This is a genomic window from Spirosoma luteolum (assembly GCF_054778875.1).
This window is the reverse complement of record NZ_BAAGZE010000021.1, coordinates 81,450-104,849: the sequence shown is the minus strand read 5'-3', so window position 1 is coordinate 104,849 and position 23,400 is coordinate 81,450. Positions and strand designations below refer to the sequence as shown.

20 protein-coding genes are annotated in these 23,400 nt (G+C 57.4%); 13 read left to right on the top strand and 7 right to left on the bottom strand.

All coding sequences use genetic code 11. The features are described from left to right. The first annotated feature begins 122 nt into the window (after positions 1-122). From thrS to rplT, 4 genes are all read left to right on the top strand, one after another. Positions 123-2,066, top strand: coding sequence for a threonine--tRNA ligase (gene thrS / locus ACYVAC_RS18665; RefSeq protein ID WP_461099295.1), 1,944 nt, complete (start codon positions 123-125; stop codon positions 2,064-2,066). 181 nt (positions 2,067-2,247) lie between these two features. Then, positions 2,248-2,805 (top strand): translation initiation factor IF-3, encoded by a 558-nt coding sequence (infC, locus tag ACYVAC_RS18660; protein ID WP_461099294.1) that lies wholly within the window; start codon positions 2,248-2,250, stop codon positions 2,803-2,805. A 290-nt stretch (positions 2,806-3,095) separates the two neighbouring features. After that, positions 3,096-3,290, top strand: coding sequence for a 50S ribosomal protein L35 (gene rpmI, locus ACYVAC_RS18655; RefSeq protein ID WP_461099293.1), 195 nt, complete (start codon positions 3,096-3,098; stop codon positions 3,288-3,290). Positions 3,291-3,413: 123 nt separating this feature from the next. Then, a complete protein-coding gene (gene rplT, locus ACYVAC_RS18650) occupies positions 3,414-3,758 on the top strand; it encodes a 50S ribosomal protein L20 (protein WP_461099292.1) in 345 nt (114 codons plus the stop codon). Positions 3,759-3,813: 55 nt separating this feature from the next. On the opposite strand, the gene ACYVAC_RS18645 is transcribed toward rplT, so the two are convergent. Further along, positions 3,814-6,066 carry an O-antigen ligase family protein gene (locus ACYVAC_RS18645; RefSeq protein ID WP_461099291.1) on the bottom strand — a complete coding sequence of 751 codons (2,253 nt, stop codon included), beginning with the start codon at positions 6,064-6,066 and terminating at the stop codon, positions 3,814-3,816. 118 nt (positions 6,067-6,184) lie between these two features. Then, positions 6,185-6,676 (bottom strand): nuclease A inhibitor family protein, encoded by a 492-nt coding sequence (locus tag ACYVAC_RS18640; RefSeq protein ID WP_461099289.1) that lies wholly within the window; start codon positions 6,674-6,676, stop codon positions 6,185-6,187. A gap of 131 nt (positions 6,677-6,807) precedes the next feature. Between ACYVAC_RS18640 and ACYVAC_RS18635 the strand changes: the two genes are divergently transcribed. The 6 genes from ACYVAC_RS18635 (at position 6,808) to ACYVAC_RS18610 (ending at position 14,197) form a co-directional block, all read left to right on the top strand. Continuing rightward, on the top strand, positions 6,808-7,359 hold the full coding sequence (locus ACYVAC_RS18635) for a hypothetical protein (RefSeq protein WP_461099288.1): 552 nt from the start codon (positions 6,808-6,810) through the stop codon (positions 7,357-7,359). Positions 7,360-7,669: 310 nt separating this feature from the next. After that, complete coding sequence (gene dnaK / locus ACYVAC_RS18630; protein WP_461099287.1) at positions 7,670-9,592, top strand: molecular chaperone DnaK; 1,923 nt, start codon at positions 7,670-7,672, stop codon at positions 9,590-9,592. A gap of 748 nt (positions 9,593-10,340) precedes the next feature. After that, a complete protein-coding gene (locus ACYVAC_RS18625) occupies positions 10,341-10,763 on the top strand; it encodes a hypothetical protein (protein WP_461099286.1) in 423 nt (140 codons plus the stop codon). A 69-nt stretch (positions 10,764-10,832) separates the two neighbouring features. Next, complete coding sequence (locus ACYVAC_RS18620; RefSeq protein WP_461099285.1) at positions 10,833-11,168, top strand: hypothetical protein; 336 nt, start codon at positions 10,833-10,835, stop codon at positions 11,166-11,168. Between the two features lie 374 nt (positions 11,169-11,542). Then, positions 11,543-12,622, top strand: coding sequence for an alpha/beta hydrolase (locus ACYVAC_RS18615; protein WP_461099284.1), 1,080 nt, complete (start codon positions 11,543-11,545; stop codon positions 12,620-12,622). 72 nt (positions 12,623-12,694) lie between these two features. Next, positions 12,695-14,197 carry a leucyl aminopeptidase family protein gene (locus ACYVAC_RS18610; protein WP_461099283.1) on the top strand — a complete coding sequence of 501 codons (1,503 nt, stop codon included), beginning with the start codon at positions 12,695-12,697 and terminating at the stop codon, positions 14,195-14,197. Between the two features lie 685 nt (positions 14,198-14,882). Here ACYVAC_RS18610 and ACYVAC_RS18605 read toward each other — a convergent pair. Next, a complete protein-coding gene (locus ACYVAC_RS18605) occupies positions 14,883-15,491 on the bottom strand; it encodes a TetR/AcrR family transcriptional regulator (RefSeq protein ID WP_461099282.1) in 609 nt (202 codons plus the stop codon). 290 nt (positions 15,492-15,781) lie between these two features. Between ACYVAC_RS18605 and ACYVAC_RS18600 the strand changes: the two genes are divergently transcribed. Continuing rightward, positions 15,782-16,993 carry an ATP-grasp domain-containing protein gene (locus ACYVAC_RS18600; RefSeq protein WP_461099281.1) on the top strand — a complete coding sequence of 404 codons (1,212 nt, stop codon included), beginning with the start codon at positions 15,782-15,784 and terminating at the stop codon, positions 16,991-16,993. A gap of 30 nt (positions 16,994-17,023) precedes the next feature. Here ACYVAC_RS18600 and ACYVAC_RS18595 read toward each other — a convergent pair whose 3' ends face one another. Next, a complete protein-coding gene (locus ACYVAC_RS18595) occupies positions 17,024-17,272 on the bottom strand; it encodes a hypothetical protein (protein ID WP_461099280.1) in 249 nt (82 codons plus the stop codon). Between ACYVAC_RS18595 and ACYVAC_RS18590 the strand changes: the two genes are divergently transcribed. After that, a complete protein-coding gene (locus tag ACYVAC_RS18590; RefSeq protein ID WP_461099279.1) occupies positions 17,271-18,389 on the top strand; it encodes a tetratricopeptide repeat protein in 1,119 nt (372 codons plus the stop codon). The two genes, ACYVAC_RS18595 and ACYVAC_RS18590, sit on opposite strands and share 2 nt — an antisense overlap. Positions 18,390-18,545: 156 nt before the next feature. Here the strand turns inward: ACYVAC_RS18590 and ACYVAC_RS18585 are convergent, their stop codons facing one another. The 3 genes from ACYVAC_RS18585 to ACYVAC_RS18575 are packed head-to-tail and all read right to left on the bottom strand — an operon-like array spanning position 18,546 to position 22,424. Then, on the bottom strand, positions 18,546-20,036 hold the full coding sequence (locus ACYVAC_RS18585; protein ID WP_461099278.1) for a TolC family protein: 1,491 nt from the start codon (positions 20,034-20,036) through the stop codon (positions 18,546-18,548). After that, positions 20,033-21,391, bottom strand: coding sequence for an HlyD family secretion protein (locus ACYVAC_RS18580; RefSeq protein WP_461099277.1), 1,359 nt, complete (start codon positions 21,389-21,391; stop codon positions 20,033-20,035). Before ACYVAC_RS18580 ends, ACYVAC_RS18585 begins: the two co-directional genes overlap by 4 nt. After that, positions 21,384-22,424: an ABC transporter transmembrane domain-containing protein gene (locus ACYVAC_RS18575; RefSeq protein ID WP_461099276.1), complete on the bottom strand. Its 1,041-nt coding sequence runs from the start codon at positions 22,422-22,424 to the stop codon at positions 21,384-21,386. Before ACYVAC_RS18575 ends, ACYVAC_RS18580 begins: the two co-directional genes overlap by 8 nt. 116 nt (positions 22,425-22,540) lie before the next feature. On the opposite strand from ACYVAC_RS18575, the gene ACYVAC_RS18570 reads away from it, so the two are divergent. Then, positions 22,541-23,275: a TetR/AcrR family transcriptional regulator gene (locus ACYVAC_RS18570; RefSeq protein WP_461099275.1), complete on the top strand. Its 735-nt coding sequence runs from the start codon at positions 22,541-22,543 to the stop codon at positions 23,273-23,275. The last annotated feature ends 125 nt before the right edge of the window (positions 23,276-23,400 follow it).

Here is a 23,400-nt window from a genome sequence, read left to right as displayed (position 1 = left end):
GGCACGACTCAATCGTAAACTGAAAACCACAAACCGTAGACTGAAAACCGTAAACCACACACTAAAAAGCAGCCTGCAGTTGTAGGCAGGTTGTGGGTACCCATATTAACCAATTAACACGTATGATTGCGCAGGACGAACAAATCCGCGTGACGCTGCCCGATGGGAGCGTAAGGCAGTATCCAAAGGGCTCGACCGGGCTGGATATCGCCACCCAGATCAGCGAAGGGCTGGCCCGCAATGTGCTGGCCGCCAAAGTCAACGGCGTCGTGCAGGATGCCACCCGGCCCATCGAAACCGATGCCGATGTACAGTTGCTTACCTGGAACGATGCCGAAGGGAAAGCAACCTTCTGGCACTCGTCGGCCCACTTGCTGGCCGAAGCCCTCGAAGCGCTTTACCCCGGTACCAAGTTCGGGATCGGGCCCGCCATCGAAACGGGCTTCTACTACGACGTAGACCTGGGTGGCAAACCGTTTTCGCAGGAAGACTTCAAGAAAGTTGAAGACAAAATGCTCGAACTGGCCCGCCGGAAAGAGCAGTACGTCCGGAAGCCCGTCAGCAAGGCCGATGCGATTGCTTATTTCACCCAAAAAGACGATCCGTATAAGCTCGACCTGATCGACGGGCTGGAAGACGGCTCTATTACCTTCTACACGCAGGGCGACTTTACCGACCTGTGCCGGGGGCCGCATATTCCCAACACGGGTTTTATCAAAGCCGCCAAGCTGATGAACGTGGCCGGTGCCTACTGGCGCGGCAACGAAAAAAATAAGCAGCTCACCCGCATTTACGCCGTTACCTACCCCAAGCAGAAAGAACTCGACGAGTACCTTTTCCTGCTCGAGGAAGCCAAGAAACGGGATCACCGCCGGCTCGGTAAAGAACTCGACCTGTTTGCATTCTCCGAAAAAGTAGGGGCGGGCTTACCGCTGTGGCTGCCCAAGGGCACCATGCTGCGCGAACGGCTCGAAGCGTTTCTGCGGAAAGCCCAGCTGCGGGCGGGCTACTCGCCCGTGGTGACGCCCCACATTGGCAGTAAACAACTCTACGTAACCTCGGGTCACTGGGAGAAATACGGCGAAGATTCGTTTCAGCCCATCCGGACCCCTGATCCAAACGAGGAGTTCCTGTTGAAACCGATGAACTGCCCGCACCACTGTGAGATTTACAAAACGCGGCCCCGATCGTACCGCGACCTGCCCCTGCGGCTGGCCGAGTTCGGCACGGTATACCGCTACGAGCAGTCGGGCGAGCTGCACGGTCTGACCCGGGTGCGGGGCTTCACGCAGGATGATGCCCACATCTTCTGCCGGCCCGATCAGGTGAAAGACGAGTTCATGAAAGTGATCGATCTGGTGCTGTACGTATTCAAGTCGCTGGGTTTCAATGATTACAGTGCACAGATTTCGCTGCGTGATCCTGAAAATAAAACCAAGTACATCGGCTCCGACGAGCTGTGGGAAAAAGCCGAAGCTGCCATTGTAGAAGCTGCAGCCGAAAAAAACCTGCCCACCGTAACCGAGCTGGGCGAAGCGGCCTTCTACGGGCCCAAACTCGACTTTATGGTGCGCGATGCCCTGGGTCGGAAGTGGCAGCTGGGTACCATTCAGGTCGACTATAACCTGCCCAACCGGTTCGAACTCGAGTACATCGGCGCCGATAACCAGAAGCACCGCCCCGTGATGATTCACCGGGCGCCATTTGGGTCGATGGAGCGGTTTATTGCCATCCTGATCGAGAACACGGGCGGTAACTTCCCGCTCTGGCTCTCGCCCGATCAGATTGCCATTCTGCCCATCTCGGAGAAATACGAAGACTACGCCAACGACGTTTACTTCAGTCTGCAGGAGCAGGATATTCGTGGCTTTGTTGATCTGCGCGACGAAAAAATTGGCCGTAAGATCCGCGATGCCGAAGTGGCCAAAGTACCCTACATGCTGATTGTAGGCGAAAAAGAAGCTGCCGAAGGTAAAGTATCGGTTCGCCGGAAAGGGCAGGGCGACCTGGGTACGCTGACAATCGACGAGTTTGCCAAAACCTTTCTGGCCGAGGTAAAGGTATAGCCCGTCGGGTGTTGTGGTACGCCGATCGCTGCCGCCGGCCGACCGGCGTACCACAAACCGCAACCGATGAGCAAAACGGATTTGCCCTGAAACCTTATTTTCGATAGTTTCCCGAACTTTTTAGCACCCGGTACGTTATCAAAACGACTTTTATAAGTCTTTTTTTCACTAAAAATACCCTATGGCATTACCCCAGCGCAGACCACCCCGTCGCGTGGTTGAAGAACCCTATAAAGTCAACGAGCGCATTCTGGCCCGCGAAGTGCGGTTGGTCGGTGAGAATGTAGAACAGGGAATCTACGAAACCAATAAGGCGCAAGCCGTCGCAAAAGCCCAAAACCTCGATCTGGTTGAGGTGTCGCCCAACGCGGTCCCACCTGTCTGCCGCATCGTCGACTATTCGAAGTTCAAATACGAACAGAAGAAGAAGCAGAAGGAAATTAAGGCAAACGCGACCAAGGTGGTGATCAAGGAGATTCGGTTTGGCCCGAACACCGACGATCACGACTTCGAGTTCAAACTCAAACACGCCATCAACTTCCTGAAAGAAGGCGCCAAGGTAAAGGCGTACGTTCAGTTTGTGGGGCGCGCCATCGTTTTTAAAGATCGTGGCTTCCAGTTGCTGGAGCGGTTCTCGAAAGGGCTGGAAGAGTACGGTAAGGTCGAGGCCGAGCCCAAACTCGAAGGCAAGCGGATGAGCATGTTCCTGGCGCCGAAAGTACTGACGCCGAAAAAATAAGGTCTCTGACAGACAGGCCGGTCGGGCAGCGCAACCAGTGCTGCCCGACCGGCCTGTCTGTTATGTACGGAGACGGTACCCGGCCGAACCTGTCGACCCGGTATCCGACCGGCCGATTCGGGTCGACGAATGGTTGGTATATGGGCAGCGGCTCACCCGTTTTTGTCGCGCGCGGGGAGCCAACCATCGATCAAACGTATTTCCGACTGGCGCAGGGGCTGCAGACAACGATATTTTTCGTATCTTTGCGGCCTGTTTACTTATTTCTTACCCCATTAGCGGTTACGACAATGCCAAAAGTTAAAACCAACTCGGGTGCCAAAAAGCGTTTCAAGCTGACCGGTACCGGGAAAATCAAGCGGAAGCACGCCTTCCACAGCCACATTCTGACCAAGAAGACCACCAAGCAGAAACGCAATCTGGTGCACGACACGACCGTACATCCGTCGGACGAGAACCGCATCAAGGCGCTGCTCAACGTCTAGTCAGTATCACAGTACAAGGGCTTTCGGGCCCAGGGCGCATCGCCCGGTTTTACGTTTCACCCGATTGCTGGCCACTAAGCACCGCAAACGCCGGTCGCCAGCCGTCAAAAAACAACACACACAATGCCACGTTCCGTCAATCACGTTGCCTCGCGGGCACGTCGGAAGAAAGTAATGAAGCTGGCCAAAGGGTACTATGGTCGGCGTAAAAATGTTTGGACGGTTGCCAAGAACGCCGTCGAAAAAGGGCTTGGTTACGCATACCGTGACCGTCGGGCCAAAAAACGCGATTTCCGGTCGCTGTGGATTCAGCGGATCAACGCCGGTGCGCGCATCAACGGGCTGTCGTATTCGGCCCTGATGGGTGCCCTCAACAAATCGGGCATCGAACTGAACCGCAAAGTACTGGCCGATCTGGCCATGAACCACCCCGAAGCATTTGCTGCCGTTGTGGGTCAAGTAAAGTAAACAGACTGCCTTGTGCAGTAGTAAGCCCCGGCGATGAACCGGGGCTTGCTGCGTTTCAGGGGGTTAGCTGTTCGGTCATGGCGGTCAGCACATCGGGCCGGGTGCCCCGCTTTCCCGCTTCAATCAGATGGCTGATTTCCGCCAGGGTGTGTTGCTGGTGCAGGTACATATTGAAATAACAGTTGAGGGCCATGGTCATCTGATTGTAGTCGCGGAGGTCGAATCCGGTTAATGCCCAGTCGGTGTAAAGCGCCGGGGCAATAAGATCGCGCCGGGGTAGCCGGGCCAGCAGATCGAGGTAGCCATGGGCATGGCCTGTGCCGGCAAACAGCTGCCGAACCAGGCTATACTGCTGATTGAGGGTGGCGGGGGGTAACTTTCTCAGGAGGGTATAGCACTGTACGGTATCGCCCAGGGTGGCGCACACCATAGCCTGATTCAGCACGGGTCGATCCCAGCTGGGCTGAAGACGGCGGGCATTTGCATAAGCCACCATGGCATCAGAATAAGCCTTTCGCGACAGGTAGGCATTGCCCAGTTGCAGAAATGTGGCCGGACGACGGCGGTGTTCGAGGCTGAGCATCCGGTGGCACAACGCAATGGCCCGGTCGGGTTGGCGACCGGCCAGGTGCAGCGTGGCCAGCCGGGCCATCAGACGGGAGAAGGACGGGTGCTGACCGAGCTGTTCGGTCATAAGGGTGCTGGCCCGCTCGTAGGCCAGTTGCTGCTGGTCGGCGGGAATGTCCGGGCTGGCCAGGGCGCTGAGGGCCAGCGAGACAAGGCAATCGGCCAGGTCGAGCTGGCGTCCACCCGCGCGGTGGTAGGCAGATTCGAGGGCTACTACGCGCTGGGACAGGGTGGGGAGGGTATTCTGGTGGTCAAGCGCCCGCAGCAACGAAAAAGGCTGGTATACCGATACCCAGCTCAGGGCCAGCAAAATAACCAGGCCGGTCAGCCGGATCACGGCCAGCCCAGCCCGGGGCCGATCGGGGCTGCCTGCGGCAGCCGGCTGGCTCAGCCCGTCGATACCGCCGATGAGTACAAAAAATGAAAGCAGCGGCAACAGACTATCGAAGTTCAGCAGGTTAAAGGTTGCGTAAGCGATCAGTACACCCAGCAGTTCCATCCGGCCCGAAAGGCCCGGTTTCCGCAACAGCGTTTGGATCAGGCAGAACCAGAGCCATAGGTAGGCCGCCAGGCCCAGAAAGCCTGCTGAAAACGTCAGGTCGAGAAGCCCATTGTGGGCGCGGTCGTACCAGTCGTCGGTTCCGTTGCTCATCAGGTCAGGATTGAAGAACTGAGCAAATCCGTAGCTAAAATTCTCCTGGCCCCAGCCCAGCACCGGGCGTTGCTGAATCGCTTCCCAGGCCAGCTGCCAGCATAGCCATCGGGGACGAAACGTATCATAATGGTCCGAAAAGTGTGTGAGCCGGTACAGAACAGGTTGCTGCTGCAACCAGACTACCGATCGGGTAAGCCAGAACACTCCCGCCAGCAGGATCGGCACACCCACGGCCACACTGACCCGGAGGGCCCGCCTGGCTGTTCGCTGCCAGGTCAGTAACCCCAGTTGAACGGTCCCGGCAAGCGCCAGGGCCAGCACGGCTGAGCGGGTGCCGGTCAGGTACAACCCGAGGCCTAGCACCAGCGCCACGGGTAACGCCAGGCCCAGCCGGGCCGTCCGGCTGGGCGTTGTGAACCGCCTGACGAGAACGGGAATCAGCAACAGGTGGATCAGGAGGTAGCCTGCCAGGAAGGCGGGGTTGCCCACGCTGGCGATTAGCCGGTGGTCGGCTGCCTGCCAGCCCCAGGGGCTGGCCATCCCCCACAGTACAACCCCGGTAGCGACCAGTACGGAGAAGGCAAGCGCCCGGTTCCACTGTTGGGGGCTGAAGGGCGTACGGGCCAGTACCAGCGCCAGTAGGCCCAGGTGAAGTAAAAGCCAGTAGCCATCCATCCGCGAAAAACCTGAATAGAAACTCTGGATGGGGTCGACTCCGAAGGCATCGGCCAGGCCCATTACCGCCAGGAAAAGCAGCAGGGCCCGTTGCAGGGCCGACAGCGGACGCTGGAAAAAGCCGGGGCTGATGAGGGACACAATCCCCAGCAATTCAATGCAGGCGCTAAGGTACCACGAGCGTTCGGTGATGTAACCAAAAAAACGGTGGCGGCTGTAAACGAGCGGAGTGAGCAGGATGGCCAGCAGGAGCCAGTAGCGCAATTGGATGGTGGCGGAGCGGGGAGGGGCAGGCTGCACACGGTCGGTAACCACGCGTGCTGGAGCGGTTCGGGTAGCCGGTTTTTTCATGACAAGCAGATCGGGTGTGGTTAGTGATCTCCTGCCGCAGGCGATACGGCAGGAGACTTCGACAGGCAAGTAATGAGACAGCGGCTGGATTAAGAAACGACGTATGTTAATGCGTAGACTAGGTCTGCACGATCAGCGTCTGAAGGCCCGCCCGGGTGCCATCGGTGGTGCGGCCCAGCAGGTAAACGGTGCGTTCGGTTTCGCCGACGCGAAACACCTGCTGAGCCGACAGCTGCGCATCGAGCAGCGTCTTGACGGCCTTAAAACCGGCCGTTCGTTTTTTTTCGTCATCGCCATACCAGTCCTGCTCGCTGATAACCGGGCTCCAGAAGTCGTCGAGGGGCATTTCATCGACGTAAATGGCGGGCGGCAGCATCTGCCAGTCTTTGATCTGGCTCACGGTCAGGGGCGTATCCTGGGTCAGGTAGCAGGTAACCGATGTGACGGGCTCGTCCGATTCGCTGGGGTAGAGCAGGCCGTCGAGCAGGGGTTGTAGCTGCGTCAGCAGGGGGCTGGCGCCCTGATCGGGGCTGGCGGGCGTAAGTTCTCCCGGATTATTCGGGCCATCAGGGGTACTTTCTGCGTTACGTTCAGTAGGGTCGTTCGTCATAGGGGCATTCCGGGCAATGTTGCCGGACAAAAATACATCCCCGACGCCGAAACGTCCTGTTAACTAACTATTTTTAGGACGGGTATCCACATCAGGGAACCATCCGTACAAAACCGTAAACCAACCAAATCATGTTTGAAACCTTAATGAATCTGGTGCGCCAGCAATCCGGCGATGCCGTTGTGAACAACCCCGCCATTCCCAATGAGCAAAACGATAATGTGATGCAGACCGTTGCCAGCAGCATTCTGGGCGGCCTGGGTCAGCAGGCGCAGGGCGGTGGCCTGGGCAACCTGCTGGGCATGGTCGTCAACGGTGGCGGCAATGTGGCCCAGAGCCCTGTAACGGGTGGGGTGCAGCAGCATGTCGAAGAAAACCTGATTCAGAAACTGGGTATTTCGCCCCAGGTGGCCATGTCGATCGCCAGCGCCGTTGTTCCAATGGTCCTGAGCAAACTGATGCACAAAGCCGCTGATCCCAATGATTCGAGCGTGGATGGTAACACCATTTTAGGGGCCGCCACGGGTCAGCAGGGCACCGACTGGATGGGTATGGCCTCGTCGGCCATGGCCGACGGCAAACTGGATATGAACGATCTGATGCGCGTTGTCAGCGGCCAGACCGGGCAGTCGTCGGGCGGTGGCCTGGGCGGCATGCTGGGTGGCCTGTTTGGCAATAAATAACCCATCGCTGTGTTTTTGTCGACGCCCCGTCGGTACCACCGGTACCGGCGGGGCGTCGCTGTGTAGGGGTGGTTGGTGGGCCCGGCCATCCGTTTACCAGCTCCACACCCGGGCCTGGCTCCCCGGAACCTGACAGCCCATACCCGACCGCAGCCGCTGTACCGACAATCTGACGCCGAAAAAGGCCGGTTCTGCCAATCTGACAGCAAACAGCCGCTTAAAACCGCACTGGCATTTTCATTGTTAGATAGACGGTGTTGCGCAGGTAACACAACGACAAGACACTAAACCAGCATACACAAGCACAGTTATGGGTAAAATCATTGGGATTGACTTAGGCACCACCAACTCGTGTGTGGCCGTAATGGAGGGGAACGAGCCCGTTGTTATTCCGAACTCGGAAGGGGCCCGGACGACGCCTTCGGTGGTTGCGTTCATGGACAATGGCAACGGCGAACGTAAAGTCGGCGCTCCCGCCAAACGTCAGGCGATCACCAACCCGAAAAACACGATTTCTTCGGTGAAGCGTTTCATGGGTAAACGCTACAGCGAGGTAACCAACGAAATCAAGAACGTCGCCTACGACGTGGAGAGTGGCCCCAACGCTACCCCCCGCGTTCGGATCGGTGATCGCCAATATACGCCCCAGGAAATCTCAGCGCTGATTCTGCAGAAAATGAAGCAGACGGCCGAAGATTACCTCGGGCAAACCGTAACCGAAGCCGTTATCACCGTACCGGCTTACTTTAACGACGCCGAACGGCAGGCAACCAAAGAAGCCGGTGCCATTGCCGGTCTCGACGTAAAACGGATCATCAACGAGCCCACCGCAGCGGCCCTGGCCTACGGGCTCGACAAAACCGACAAGGATCAGAAAATTGCCGTTTTTGACCTCGGTGGTGGTACGTTCGATATCTCGATCCTGGAACTGGGCGACGGCGTTTTCGAAGTAAAGGCAACCGACGGGGATACGCACCTGGGTGGCGACGACTTCGACCAGGTCATTATCGACTGGCTCGCTGATGAATTCAAGAAAGATGAAAACATCGATCTGCGCCACGACCCCCTGGCGCTGCAACGGCTGAAAGAAGCCGCCGAAAAAGCGAAGATCGAACTGTCGAGCTCGAACTCGACCGAGATCAACCTGCCTTATATTATGCCGGTGAATGGCATTCCCAAACACCTGGTTCGGACGCTGAGTCGGGCCAAGTTCGAGCAGCTTGCCGATTCGCTGATTCAGCGGAGTCTCGAGCCCTGCCGCCGGGCCCTGAAAAACGCGGGTATGTCGGCCGGTCAGATCGACGAAGTACTGCTCGTCGGTGGGTCGACCCGGATTCCGAAAGTGCAGGAAGAAGTAGAGAAACTGTTTGGTCGCAAGCCCTCGAAAGCTGTTAACCCCGACGAGGCCGTTGCCATTGGTGCTGCGGTTCAGGGTGGCGTACTGACGGGCGAAGTGAAAGACGTACTGCTGCTCGACGTGATTCCTCTCTCGCTGGGTATCGAAACGATGGGCGGTGTATTCACCAAGATGGTGGAAGCCAACACCACCATTCCGAGCAAGAAAGTGGAAGTGTACTCGACTGCTTCGGACAATCAGCCGAGCGTAGAGATCAACATCCTGCAGGGTGAACGCCCGATGGCGGCTCAGAACCGTCAGCTGGGTCGGTTCATCCTGTCCGATATCCCACCCGCACCCCGCGGTGTGCCCCAGATCGAAGTAACCTTCGACGTGGATGCCAACGGTATCCTGAACGTGACGGCCAAAGACAAAGGCACGGGTAAAGAGCAGAAAATCCGGATTGAAGCCTCGAGCGGTCTGACCGAAGCCGAAATCAGCCGGATGCGCGAAGAAGCCAAAGCTAACGAAGCGGCCGACAAAGCTGAACGCGAAGCCGTCGAGAAAGTGAATGCCGCCGACTCGATGATTTTCCAGACGGAAAAGCAACTGAAAGAATACGGCGACAAGCTGAGCGATGGCAACAAGTCGGCCATCGAAGCCGCGCTGACCGAACTGCGCAGTGCCCACGGTTCGCGCGATGCCGCAGCCATCGATGCGGCCCTCGAAAAACTGAATGGTGCCTGGACGGCTGCGTCGACCGAGATGTACAATGCCACCAACGGGGCGGGTGCCAACCCGGCCGATGGGGCTGGCTTCGGTGGTGCCGATGCCGGTCAGCAGGGGCAACCCTCGGGCGACAATGTGTCGGACGTCCCGTACGAAGAAGTAAAGTAATCCCTTCGGGATGCCCTGGTGCATCCTGAACAGCAATACAAAAGCCCTGGCCCAAAACGGCCGGGGCTTTTTGTATATATATATATTGACCCGTGATTAGTTCGTAAACTCTCTAGCTCATAGTGATGGCCCTGCTACCGCACAACGTACATTGAGCAATGGCAAACTTTACAGACTTGCTCACGGAGTAATAAGATTATCACCGTTTAGTAAATTAAAACATATATACATAATAAGCAACAACGCTTCTTTTTAGTTTTAGAGCAAACCAAACAATATCCACGTACACGTTAACAAAATGAACTGAATGAGCCAATGACTACTGAGACCGCAAGCGAGTGGTTCAATAAAAAAATATACGACGCGAGTAAAAATGCTAGAATTACAAATAGTAAAAAAAATTAGACAGAAAGCCTGTATGGGCTGGCAGTAGAGAGTATGTCCAGAGTAATGGGGACAAAATCGTACTCACGCCATTAAATGATCAAGACGGAAGAAAGCCAAAGATCATAATGCCGGGTCTAAGTACTGATGAGTCTGAAAATAAGTTTATTAACAAAAACGTAGTTGATATGCAAGAGTATTTAATTATACATCTTAATAAAAGAAAAGAAAAACAATTAAAATAATCCATGCAATTCCGTCTTATGAAAGTCTTCCGCCAAATTCTCCAGATTACGCTCAGGGAGTTAGTCAAGGGGGTCAGACGCAGTATAGCTATTATGAGTTTGGACTTACACCAGAAAGGGTGTACGCTGCTGTTGATCATATTGAAACACTTTTAGAAGCTGACGGTCAAGGAGTTTTTCCCCATTTGAATGTTGTAATAGCCAAGCCTTGTCAAGGCCAAGCATTGATAAACTTAGTATATGCAGCAGAGGCCGCACAACTGACATATAAGTCCAAACTAAAGGAATGTCTCAAAGAAGCTGGCTATACAGGTTCTGCAATTGATGCAGCAATTTATACTGGAAACATTTTTTTGTTGATTGCACAGAAAGCTAAATCTTTGGTTGTACCAGGAAAAACTGCTGTAAGAGCCTCACTATACTCATTTGGTTTTACGTTAATAACTGCTTCTTTTTTTTGTATTGATCCTGCATGTGATCAGCTTCAATACGGATACATGAAAATCAGAAGTGAGTTTTACAGAATTTATCACACATGTTGAGTGTAATTTTTCATTCTCTTCACACTGAATCTACAACTAGTAGATTCAGTGTGAAATTTCAAACTAAATATGGAAACTAAACTCATTGATTACAAGGCCCTGAAATCTGTTTTGATTTTTTCAACATCGTATGCTCTTTATAAGTACAACGTACCTATTTCTAGAACAGTGATTGGATTTTTCCCTATTCATCCTAGTGACGTGTTAACTTCGTTTTTAGTAGAATGGGCAATAGTAATTACATCTATATTTTTAATAGGACATATTTTCAAGAGTTATCTCTTATTTTTTTGCATAGGTTTATCTGCTTTTTTATTCAACCTTAGCGTTCAATGTGGAACCAGTATTGCCTTTGCTATTTTACCTCTTTTGGTTATCTATTTTACTGGCCTACTAAAGAAGTAAACAGTTAATTGTTTTCATTGACCCGTGATTAGTTCGTAAAGCTGATAGCTCATACTCATGGCCCTATCACCTCAGAACGTACACTGAGCAATGGCGAACTTAACAGACTTGCTCACGGAGGAATAATAAAATCAGCTTCCTTGGTATACAAAAACGTTTGTAAAAGAAACTTGATAGTAGTTAGAGGTGTTTATTGATCCGTGTCTGGGTCAGCAAACCGGCCAGGCAGAGCAACAGGGTTATGAATTGGTGCGGGTAGGGTATGGCGATGGGCGTGTTGGTTGGTGGAAGGTAAGCCATCGGCAAACAGGGTGCAAGCGCGGGGCGGGCGATCTGCTTTCGTACCTTTGTGTCTGGATCGACCCCTGCCTGGCATGCCCGCATCGTTACGCTTTGAGCTGACAACCCCGGAAATCGACGATCGGCCCGTATTCCTGTCCGGTAATTTCTGCGACTGGTATCCCGACCTGCCGGCGTTCCAGCTGACGCCGGTCGAGCCAGGGCGGTACGTACTGGAGCTGCCCGCATCCCTGGCCCTGCCCGACCGGATCGAGTATAAATACACCCGGGGGGGCTGGGAGCATGTCGAACTCGACGCCTGGGCGGAGGTGCCCGCCAACCGCACCACCCGGCGCAAAACGGGGGTTCGGCGCGATAAGGTACCGCACTGGCGCTGGTACGGGCAGGCTATCAACCCCGCTTACTGGCCCACGCTCGGTTTGCTGGATGACGCCATGCCCATGCCGTCCCGCCAGACCACGCGTCGGGTGCGGGTGTTGCTGCCGCACGATTACGCGCATACCGACCGGCGCTACCCGGTACTTTACCTGCAGGATGGGCAAAACCTGACCGGCGCCGGCGCTGGTTACGGAACCTGGGGCGTCGACCGGACGATGGCGCTGCTGGCGAGCCAGCAGCAACACAACCTTATTCTGGTACTGATCGATCATGGCGGAACCGACCGGGTGCTGGAGTTTACTCCCGACCGCACGCTGGCGGGCACGGGCGATGGCCGGCGCTACCTCGATTTTGTGGTTCACCAGCTGAAACCCCGCATCGATACCCTGTTCCGAACGCAACCCGCCCGCGAGAGCACGGGACTGGGCGGCAGTTCGATGGGCGGCCTCATCAGCCTGTACGGGGGGCTGCTGCACCCGGCCGTCTTTGGCCGGCTCCTGGTCTTTTCGCCCTCGCTGTGGGTGTCGCGTAGCGTTTATGCCGATGCGGCCGCCTGGCAGGTGCCGGGCTCCACGCGGCTTTATCTGTACGGCGGCCGGCAGGAAACCCGCTACATGGAACCTTCGCTTCGGCAACTGGCAGCGTCCGTGCGACAGTCGCCCGCTGCCCGGCTGCTGCAGCTACAGGAGTCGATCAACCCGACGGGCCGACACAACGAAACGTTCTGGGGGCGCGCCTTCCCCGGCGCCATCCGCTGGCTTTTTTTCAACCCCTGAGCGACTGTCTTATGCCGGCGTTTTTGTAATGCAACGCCGACCTTTTCTGTCGTTATCTAGTCAATTAATCCTATGACACCCAACATACTGATTACTGTTTCAAGTACCGCCACGGCAGACCTGGAAACGTCGGCCTGCCTGATCCCTGTTCTGGCTGGTGAGCCGATGCAGCCGGCACTGGCCACGCTGTCGGTGCAAACCGGGTTGCCCGAAGCGGTGCTCGAGTCGGCATTCCGGGCGGGGCGTAATGAGTTGCTGCCCGTGTACCGACCCGATGGATCGGTTGTCCTGCTGCTGGGGTTGGGGGGGCAGCCAGCCGTACTGGACTGGTTTCGGGTGATACGCAAATTCTTTGTTGGCTGGCGAGAAAAACTGCCAGCCAGCCTGACCATCGACCTGCGTCACCTGACTTCGCCGGTTATCAGCGACGCCGTGCTGGAATCGATCGGGCTCGGCGTTCGGCAGGGCGGCTACGACCTGCGGCTGTATCAGACCGGTAAAGCCGAACCGGCAAATTTGTACAACAAAGAGCCCCTGTTAACACTGTTAACCAGCCCTGACTGGCAGGAAACGGCCACGGCCGTAATGGCCCGGACGCAGGTACTGGCCGAGGCACAACTGGCTATGCTCGACCTGATGAACGCGCCGGCCAACCATAAGACGCCCCAGACCCTGGCCGACTGGGCCGTCGCGTCGGGGCAGGCGCACGGCTACCCGGTGCGGGTGCTCGATCAGGCGCAGCTCGAAGCCGAGGGGCTGGGCGCACTGCTGAGTGTCAGCCGGGGAAGCGACGTGCCGCCCGTACTGATCATCGGCGACTACAGGCCGGGTACCCCGGGGCCTTGGCCAACCGTGGGGCTAGTGGGCAAGGGCGTCACCTTCGATACGGGGGGCGTGTCGATCAAGGGGTCGGCCAACATGCATCTGATGAAAAGTGATATGGGTGGAGCGGCCGCTGTGCTGGGGGCTGTCGAGGTAGCCGCCCGGCTGCAGCTGCCCGTGCGGGTCATCGGCATCGTGCCCAGTACGGAGAACAGTACCGATGGCCGGTCGACCAAACCCGGCGATGTGGTAACGGCCTACAACGGTAAAACCATCGAGGTGATCGACACCGACGCCGAGGGCCGGGTGATTCTGGCCGACGGGCTGAGTTATCTGCTCGCCAACTACCAGCCCGACTACCTGATCGACCTGGCTACGCTGACGGGGAGCGTGATCACAACACTGGGCTACCACGCTGCCGGACTTTTCACGCCCAGCGACACGCTGGCCAGCCAGCTTGCCGGGGCCGCCGATCAATCGGGCGAGAAAGTATGGCGCCTGCCGGTCTGGGACGAATACAGCGAGGACCTCAAATCGGACGTGGCCGACGTGAAAAACTTCAGCGGCAAACCACTGGCGGGGGCTATTACGGCGGCCAAGTTTCTGGAGGTGTTTACGGCCAGCCACCCCGCCTGGGCCCACCTCGATATTGCCGGTATGGCTTTTGCCGACTCCGAGTTTGGTCATCAGAAAAATGCCACGGCGTTTGGCATTCGGCTCCTGACCACCTTTTTGCGTCAGCTGGTAAAGTAAGAAACCCGGCTGACACCGGAACCGGAGAAACGGCTGTCGAATAATCCCGGTCGTAGTACAGGAGCGGGGGCAGGTGGATGGGCAGGAAATGATTTCCTGCCCATCCGGATCGATCGCAAAAAAATACCCGCCGGACGTAGCTGCCTGCTCGCTGTCGCAACCATTGGAAAAGCGCCTATATATATAGGTACGCAACTGCAGCCGGGGCGTATGGGGTAGGGGATAGGCATCGCGCTGGCAGGAAGCCGCTGGCGGTCGAAGATGCGGGCTCGTGAACGGTGGCCAGTAAAGCGGATAGGCCAGCACCCGGCTCGAGCGGAGTTGTAGCCTGCTGATGCGGCTACCGGAACCCAATAGGATGCGCCTGTTGTCAATCATCCGGAACGCCTGTCCCGGCGGTTCGCCCGATTGGGTTAAAGATAAAAAATACAAGTCGCCGACAGATCACGCAGGAACGTCCTGTGTTCACTTGGCTACCTGATATGTGGAAGCAAAGCGCGTTGCTGCCAGCCGGGACCGACGCCCAAACATATCCTGTTCGTAAGGATTTGATATGACCCAATTCAGCAATAAACAGGACTAATTCGGGCGCCAGTCCCGATCCTGTTCAGGAAGATCGGAGAATGATAAACCTTATATTAAACAGTTGTTTTAATGTGTTTGATCAAGGCAACGGCTGCTGGTCTCATACGTTCTTCAGGTAAGCCATAATCATGTCCGGCACGAACAGTTTACGGTCTTCCATAAACTGTCTGTAGCCCGCATCGTCGAGCGCGCCCAGGGAAGCGACCAGCGGCTGGGCCATCACCGGAAAAACAATGCAGCCGACAATAGTCATGAGCACCTGCAGGGGCGCAATGGGCCGGATGCGGCCGTGTGCAGCCTCATCGACCAGCTGGCGGTGAAAGCTGGACGATTCGAGTAATGACCTGATTTCCAGGTTTTCATACAGATCGTTAGTCTCCGGTCGCTGTTGCGAAAGCACGAAGGCAGGGAGCTTGGGGTTGTCGAGCAGAAAATCCGTATACCGATCAACGATCTTCCAGATTTTAACTTCCAGGGGCGTAGCTTCGTTCAGCAACTGCGCCAGTCGACCCAGAAACGTGTGAAAGGTTTCGAGGTAAATACGCTTGAATAAATCTTCTTTAGACGTAAAGTAATAGTTTACCAAGGCCAGATTCACCCCGGCTTCGTCGGCAATCTGACGAATGCGGGCGCCGTCGAATCCCTGCGCCAGAAAGACGCGCCGGGCCGCGGCCATGATTTTTTGTTCGGTTTCTAGATCAGCGGTCATAGCAGTCAATTAGCCTGCAAACGAGGTGAAAAACGCTTTATTAAACAAATGTTTTGAATATGATTTGGTCAAGCAAGCGTCGAGATTATTGATTTAAACGGTTGTTTTATACTGCATGTTGCCATTCGGGCTGTCAAATCAGCGCGACCGGTGCAACGAAGCGAGCTGGCCGGCAGGGCCGGAAGGTGCAGTTTGATAAAAAAAGAAGGGATATGACGATGCCCGTAGACCGATGCCCATGGTCGTTAGGGCATTTTCCGTATCTTTTTGGCTGTACAACCGGCTATCCTATGTCATCACTCTCGTTCTTATGCATCGCTACGTTCTTCAAGGGCGAGGAATTTATGCGGGCCTGCAAACAACTGGGCAACACCGTTTACCTGCTAACGGACCAGAAACTGGCCGATAAACCCTGGCCCCGCGACGTTATCGACGAGATTTTCTACCTGCCCTCGTCGGCTAACTCAACTGAGAATCACCAGCAGCTGCTGGCCGGGCTGGCCTTTATGCTCCGTACCAAACCCGTCGACCGGGTGGTTGCCCTCGATGATTTTGACGTGGAGAAGGGCGCGCTCGTACGCGAAACGTTCCGGATTCCGGGGATGGGGCAGACCACCGCCCGCTTTTTCCGCGACAAACTCGCCATGCGGATGCGGGCCCACAGCGCCGGTATTCGGGTGCCGCCCTTTAGTGCCCTGTTTACCGATACCGTAATTACCCAGTTTCTGCAAACGACCACCGGTCCGTGGCTGGTAAAGCCCCGGTCGGAAGCGTCGACGACGGGAATCCGGAAGGTACACTCACTCGACGAGGCCTGGTCGGTGATCCACACGCTGGGGGAGCAGCGCGTCGATTACCTGATTGAAGTGTTCGAGCCGGGTACCGTGTATCATGTCGATGCCCTGTCGTATCAGCGGCAGGTGGTGTTTGCGCGGGCGAGCCAGTACCTGGCTACGCCCATGGATGTGGCCCACGGCGGGGGTGTTTTCCGGACCGCTACCCTGGCCCAGGATGCGCCCGAAACCGGGCCCCTGCTGGCCATGAATCAGGCCGTCATGGAAGCCTTTCGAATGGAATACAGCGCGTCGCACACCGAGTTCATCCGAAGTGATTCGGATGGGCAGATTTACTTTCTGGAAACGGCATCGCGGGTGGGGGGCGCTCATATTGCCGAACTGGTCGAGGCTGCCTCAGGCGTAAACCTGTGGCGGGAGTGGGCGCACCTGGAGCAGGCAGCGGCCCGAAATGAGCCCTACAAGGCCCCGGCCGATGCTGGCCAGTTTGCGGGTCTGATCGTGTCGCTCGCGCGTCAGCAATGGCCTGATCTGTCGGTTTTTACCGATGCCGAAGTGTGGTGGCGCATGAACCGGGAATACCACGTGGGCCTGATCGTAAAAAGTCCGGATCCGGCCCGAATCCGCACCTTGCTCGACAAGTACCTGGAACAAATCTCGGGCGAGTTTCACGCATCGGCACCGGTGCCCGATACCCCCACCAGTTAGGTAAAGTGATACTTGAACAACGGGGCTGGTTCACCCCAGTTCATGCCGGTCGAGGGCGGCCTGCCAGTCGGCATCCATGCTGCGGAAGCGTTCGCCGACCTGCTGCAGAAACCCGGCGTCGAGCAGTGTCAGGACGTCTTCGGCCGAGGTCAGGTCCAGTTCACTGACCTTAAATGTCTGCTCATACGGACCGGCGTCGATTTTGACGATATATTTGCCGTTCCAGGCGTACAAACCAATTCGAAACTGCGGGTGGGGAATATCCTGGACAAAACGCATGCGAGCAAGTAATAAAGAGCTGAACGGACAAGGGGAGCCCACGGGGGGCCCGGCAAAGATAGGGGCCAGCCCCCAAACCCCCGCCCGTTGGCTAATCCGGTCGATGGTCGGGCTGGTGTTGCTGGGAAATTGGTTGTCGGCCTGCACCGACCGAAGCGATGAGGCCGCCCAGTTCTTTCTGAAAGGCAACGTACAGCTGCAGAAACGCGAATACCGCGAAGCCATCCGTTTCTACTCCGAAGCCCTCGACAAGAAGCCCGATTTTGCCGATGCCTATAATAATCGGGGCCTGGCCAAATTCCGGAACGATGACCGGGAAGGGGCACTGGCCGATTATACCCGGGCCATCGAGGCCGATCCCGACTATGGGGCGGCCTACCTGAACCGGGCCGAAGCGCGGCTCGACATGGGCGATGCGGGCGGGAGTCTCGACGACCTGCAGCGCATCGAGAAGCAGTATGCCGACTCGGCGTTTTTTCAGGTACGGGTAGGTGATGCGCACGTACGGCTCAATGAGCCAGCCCGCGCCCAGGTGGCCTACGACAAGGCACTGCGGCTGTCGCCCAACAACGTGGAAGCCCTGACCAACCGGGGGGCACTGTTTTTTAGCCAGAAACAGTTCGACGCGGCCCGGGCTGATATCGGCCGGGCGCTGCAGCTCGATCCCCGGCAGGATGCGTCCCTCAACAACCAGAGTTTGCTGCTGGCCCAGGCCGGTCGCTACGCCGAAGCCCTGCCGTTTGTAGAGCGGGCGCTGGCGGTACGGCCCAACCAGCCCTACTACCTCAACAACCGGGCTTACCTGCTGCTTGAGCTGAACCGTACTGCCGAGGTGCTGCCGATTGTGCAGGAATCCCTGCGGCTCGACAACCGAAATGCCTGGGCACACCGGACGCTGGGGCTCTACTACCTGCGCACCAACCAGCCCAAACCTGCGGTAACCGCTTTGCAGGAAGCCGAACGACTGGACCCATCGGTCGATGCCCTGTATTATTACCTCGGCCAGGCCGAACGGGCGGGCGGCAACTCAGCTGGAGCCTGTGCGGCCTGGGAACGGGGCAAAACCGCCGGCGACACCCGGGCAGCCGCCGAATTTGCCCGGCAGTGCGGGCGATAAACGCCCAGTCTGTCGTTGCCGGTTCCTCCCTAGTAGCCCGACAGCCAGCCTAACCGCCTGACCGGGCTAAGTCAGAAAAAAACACCTTTCTGCATACACAACGAGCCGGCTTCAGAGGGGCCGGCTCGTTGTGTGTTAATTACGTACAGGAATAAATCAGTCGGGGATGGGTAGCTGAGCGGTTCCGGCGGCATACCAGAGCGCGGCTACCGACTGCTGGTATTTGGCGCGGAGTTCGGCCAGTTTCAATTCCAGATCGATGAGTTTGGTTTCGCGCGTATTGACCAGAAACAGGGAGCTTTCGCCCAGCGCAAATTTCTGCTGCTCGGCCGTCACGAGCTGCCGTTGCCGCAGCACGGTGAGTTCCTGTACCCGAAGCTGATCGTTCAGGGCCTGCAGCGTGTTCCAGGACGCCTGTACCTCGTTGAGGATCGAACGGCTTGTTTGCTGCCGTTCCAGATCCAGCTGACGGGTTTTTAGCCGGGCCTGCTGGTACTGGCTGCGTTCGGCGCGGAGCAGCAGCGGAAAGGCCAGATCGAGGCTTACCTTGTGGTTGTCGGCCCGAAAGCCGTAGGGGGTGCCTACTTCCAGGTCCGAAACTGGCCCGGCGCTCAGCAGACTGGCCTGCAGGGCAATCTTGGGAAACAGCAACGATCGTTTGTAGCGGGTGTCGAGCTGCAGCTGCTGGCCCTTCACGGTCAGCTTGACCAGATCGGGGTGCGCACTGGCCGCCCGGTCGAGCAGATTGGCGAGCAGGGTGCTGTCGATTGCCTGGGCGGGACCAGCTTCCGGAACAACCGATTCGGCCAGATCGACGGGGCGGGGCTGGGCCTCGGCATCCGAACCGGTCCAGAGGTAGGCCACCACCCGGAGCCGGTTATTGGCCAGGTCCACGGCGGCCTGCTGCAGCTGTACCTGCCGGTCCTGCACCGTGATGAGGGCTTCCGTGGTGTCGATGGGGGCCACATCACCGATCAGGCTGCGGTTCCGAACGGCCAGAAACCGGGTGTCGGCCACCTGGTAGCCGGCTCGCAGCAACTGGTACTGCTGGTAGGCACGGGCCCAGTCCCAGTACGTCTTGGCCGCGTCGAACAGCACTTTGTTAATTTGCTTGAGCCGGTCGGCATCGGCCAGGGTCGTACCCAGCTGCGCCTGCCGCAGCGCATTTCGGCGGGCGTCGATGAGCAGAGCGGGTCCCAGCGGCACTTTCAGACCAACTGACGCGAGGCCGGCCGTCGGCACCGTCGATTCGGGGTTCAGGTACTTACCCGACGCCTGCTCATAGCCAGCTTTCAGATCGATGCCCCCCGGCGCCACCGGCACCGTCAGGCCGCCGTACCACTTGTCGAAGTACAACTGGTCGTTGAAGTGCTTACGGTCATACGATCCGCCCAGCTTCGGGTCGAAGGCACCCCGGGCTTCCTGGATGGCCAGGCGGGCGCCTTCGGGCAGCGTGCGGGCCAGGCGCACCAGCGGATGGTAGCGCACAATGGCCTGGTAGAAATCGGCGGCCGTGAAAACGGTTGTATCGGGGGCCGCCGGCCCGGCGGGCTGCGCCGGTACCGGGGCTGGTTTAGGCTGGCCAAGCACTGCCGCCGGCGCGAGCGGTACCAGGGTCAGGGCCAGCCAGATCAGGAATCGGTTCATTTTGCCTTTTTCGCGTTATCGGTGGGTTCCTCTTTCAGGCTGGGCGGGAAACCGTTGAGCTGCCGCCAGATTTCGTACCAGATGGGTACGTCGTCGAGCATCACCCAGCCGTAAACGCCCGAACCCACCCGAAGTTGTTTGGGCCAGGGCTGATCGCCTGGTTCGGCCCGGGGCTTCACCAGCATGCGGTACATGCCGTTGGGACTGGCAAACGCATCGATCACCGACACTTCACCGCCGAACGTACCCACGGCCACAGCGGGCCAGCCCGAAAACTGCACGGCGGGCCAGCCGTCGAACTGCAGCCGGACGTGGCGACCCGGCTGAATAAGCGGTACGTCCATGGCCCGTACGTACAGTTCGATACCGACGCGGGGGGAGGCTGGCTGGAGGGTGGCAATCGATTCGCCCTCCTTAATGGTTTCGCCAAGCCCGGTTTTGAGCGACCGCACGATGTAGCCATCCTGCGGAGCGCGCACGACGTAGAGGCCCCGGCGAACGCTGACGCTGCTGATCTTATTCCGCAGCTTCGACACTTCGCCGTCGGCTTCGGTACGGTACGAAACGGCCGAAGCCCGGTCCGACTGCGCTTTCGCTTGCTTTTCCAGCACGTCGGCCCGGATGGCGTCGAGTTCGATGCGGGCATTTTGCCGGTCCTGCCGGGACGCCTGCAGTTTATTTTCCTGAGCCACGGTCTTGGCATAATCTGACTGCAGGGTAAGCCGGCGCGATTCCAGGTCGGTCAGCGAAAACAGACCGGCTTTGTAGCCTTGCTCGTAGCGCGCCACCCGGTCCTGGGCGATCTGGTAGTTCCGGCGCTGGGCGATCAGATCCGTGCTGTCGCTGATGACCTTGAACTGGGTTTGCTGGAGTTTGTTGCGGGCGGCCGCCAGCTTGAGCTGCAGGGTAGCCTGTAAAGCCGACAGCTGCGCGTCGAGGGCGGCAATCTTGGCGTCGGTAGCCTGCTGGCTGCCCTGCTTGGCCGTCAGCTGTTCGTTCAGGCGCTGGGGCAGGTTCGGGTCAAAGTATTCGTCCTTTACGTCGGAGATGACCAGCAGCGTATCGCCGGTCCGGACAAACTGGCCTTCCTGAACTTTCCAGCGCTCAATACGCCCGCCAATCACGTTCTGTATGGTCTGGGGCCTGTCTTTGGGACTCAGCGCCGATACGGTGCCTTCGCCCGTGATGGTCTGCTGCCAGGGCAAAAACATAAACAGGATACTGCCGATGAAAAAAGAAACCAGCCACCGGCGTACGCGCCGACCTTGGGCCGGATGGGGCAAGGCCTGCAGCGTTTTGAGTGGGTAGTGGGTCAGCAGCGATTCGTCGATCTGCTGATTCGATAGATTAAGCATGGGTTGTCAGTTCAGTGTCGATATCGAGAGGCAGATCAGTAACAACGGCAATTTTTTCGACGGCGGTCAGCATGTCGAAAACCGTGTCGATGCCGGTAATGAGTTTTTCAACCGAGTTGGTGATCAGGACAATGACCAGTTCAGCCGCCACAAACTGGCCCAGCGTCATTTCGCGGCTGACAACCAGCGAGGTGCCCAGAATCAGTAGTCCGCCCGTGACGATGGTTTTAAAGGCCACGGCGCTGTAAAAAAAGCGCTTGAGCACCCGGAAATGCTGCTGCCGGTTGTCGACGTAGCCCGCCACCAGCTTGTCCATCCGGTCGATGGCATTGGGTGTATCCGAACCGGGCAGGGGGGGCGCCGGCTGGTGGGCTTCCTGCCGGAAGTGCCCCAGGTCGGCCGCCATCTGCTCGAGCCAGGCCACTACCTTGTATTTATAGGACGACTCACTCAGGCTGGTCCGCAGGCCCGGGGGGCCGTAGATCCAGCTGATGCCCACGATAAGGAGCAGGGTAAACGCGCCGAACGCCAGAAAGACCGGGTGGTAGAATGAGAGCAGGATAATTCCCGTCAGAATCTGCACCGCAGCCGCCGTCAGATCGATCAGCAGTTTGGGCAATCCCTTCTGAATGGTCAGCACATCGAAAAAGCGGTTCATCAGCTCGGGCGGATCGGAGCCGGCCAGGGCGTCGGGCTGAATACGGGGGAGCCGGTAGGTGTATTCAAAAGCAGCTTTGGCGAAGATGCGTTGCTGCACCACTTCGACCAGCGTCAGCTGGCCCACCAGCAGCAGGCCCGTTGCCAGTACGCCGATGACGACCAGGCCAATGAGCACATAGATCGAACTAAACACCCGGCCCCCGGCCACCAGGTTGAACACGGCCTGAATACCCAGGGGGAGCGATAAACTGATGAGGCCCGTAATCAGGGCGTAGAGGTAGATGTAGCCCACCGTTTTACGTTCGGTAGCCAGTAATCGAAACAAGCGCTGAACGGTGGTGGGCTGGTCGTAAGCAGCCGAGTGAGTAGCCATATAGTGTAAACAAGCGAGATAACTAAAATTCTGATAGCAAAACTATCATGTCTGGTAAACTAACTTTTAACGGAGGACGTTCGTTACCTGGTATATATAAAACGATTAACGGTTTTATGAATGGATCAATGGCGTATGCGCCGGCGGTGCGGATGAACAGCAAGCTGTTTCTGCGCGACCCTGAGCGTACCGAACTGGGCCGGCGCATCGTGCGGGAGGGGGCCCTGCTGCTGGCCGACATTGGCTTCGAAGCCATGACGTTTCGCAAACTGGCCGAGCGGCTGAACACGAAGGAAGCCAGCATTTACCGGTACTTCGAGAACAAGCACCGGTTGCTGGTGTACCTGATGGCCTGGCACTGGCACTGGCTCGACTACCAGGTGCTGTTTCACACCCATAACCTGACCGATCCGCGCGAGCAGCTGGAGCGGGTGCTGCGCATTCTGGTCCCAACCGAAGCCGACGTTCCGACGGGCTTCGACGAACCCGACCCGCGGGCGCTTCGGCTGCTGGTTATCCGGGAGGGCAGTAAAGCGTACCTGACGCACCACGTGACGGAAGATAACCGGGAGCAGTTGTTCAAACCCTACAAAGACCTGTGTGCCCGCATTGCCGGGCTGATTACGGCTTACCGTCCCACGTACCCGTATCCCCGGTCGCGGGCCAGTTCGCTTATCGAAACCGCGCATTATCAGGCTTACTTTCGGACATACCTGCCGTCGCTGACGGATCTGGGGCCCGCCGGGGAAACGGATGCCGTAGGGGGGGAAGCCCTGCTTACGTTTATGCATCACGTGCTGTTTTCATCATTGCATGCTGAACTGGAACCACCCGTATTGACCGGCCAATAGCTTGCCCGTCCCATATGGGGGGCGGTATTAACGGCTTTTTAACCGGTTTTTAATCTGAAAAGTTCGAATACACCCCGTATCAACTATAACGATCGTTATAGTTGATACGGGGTAAGCCTTAGTGC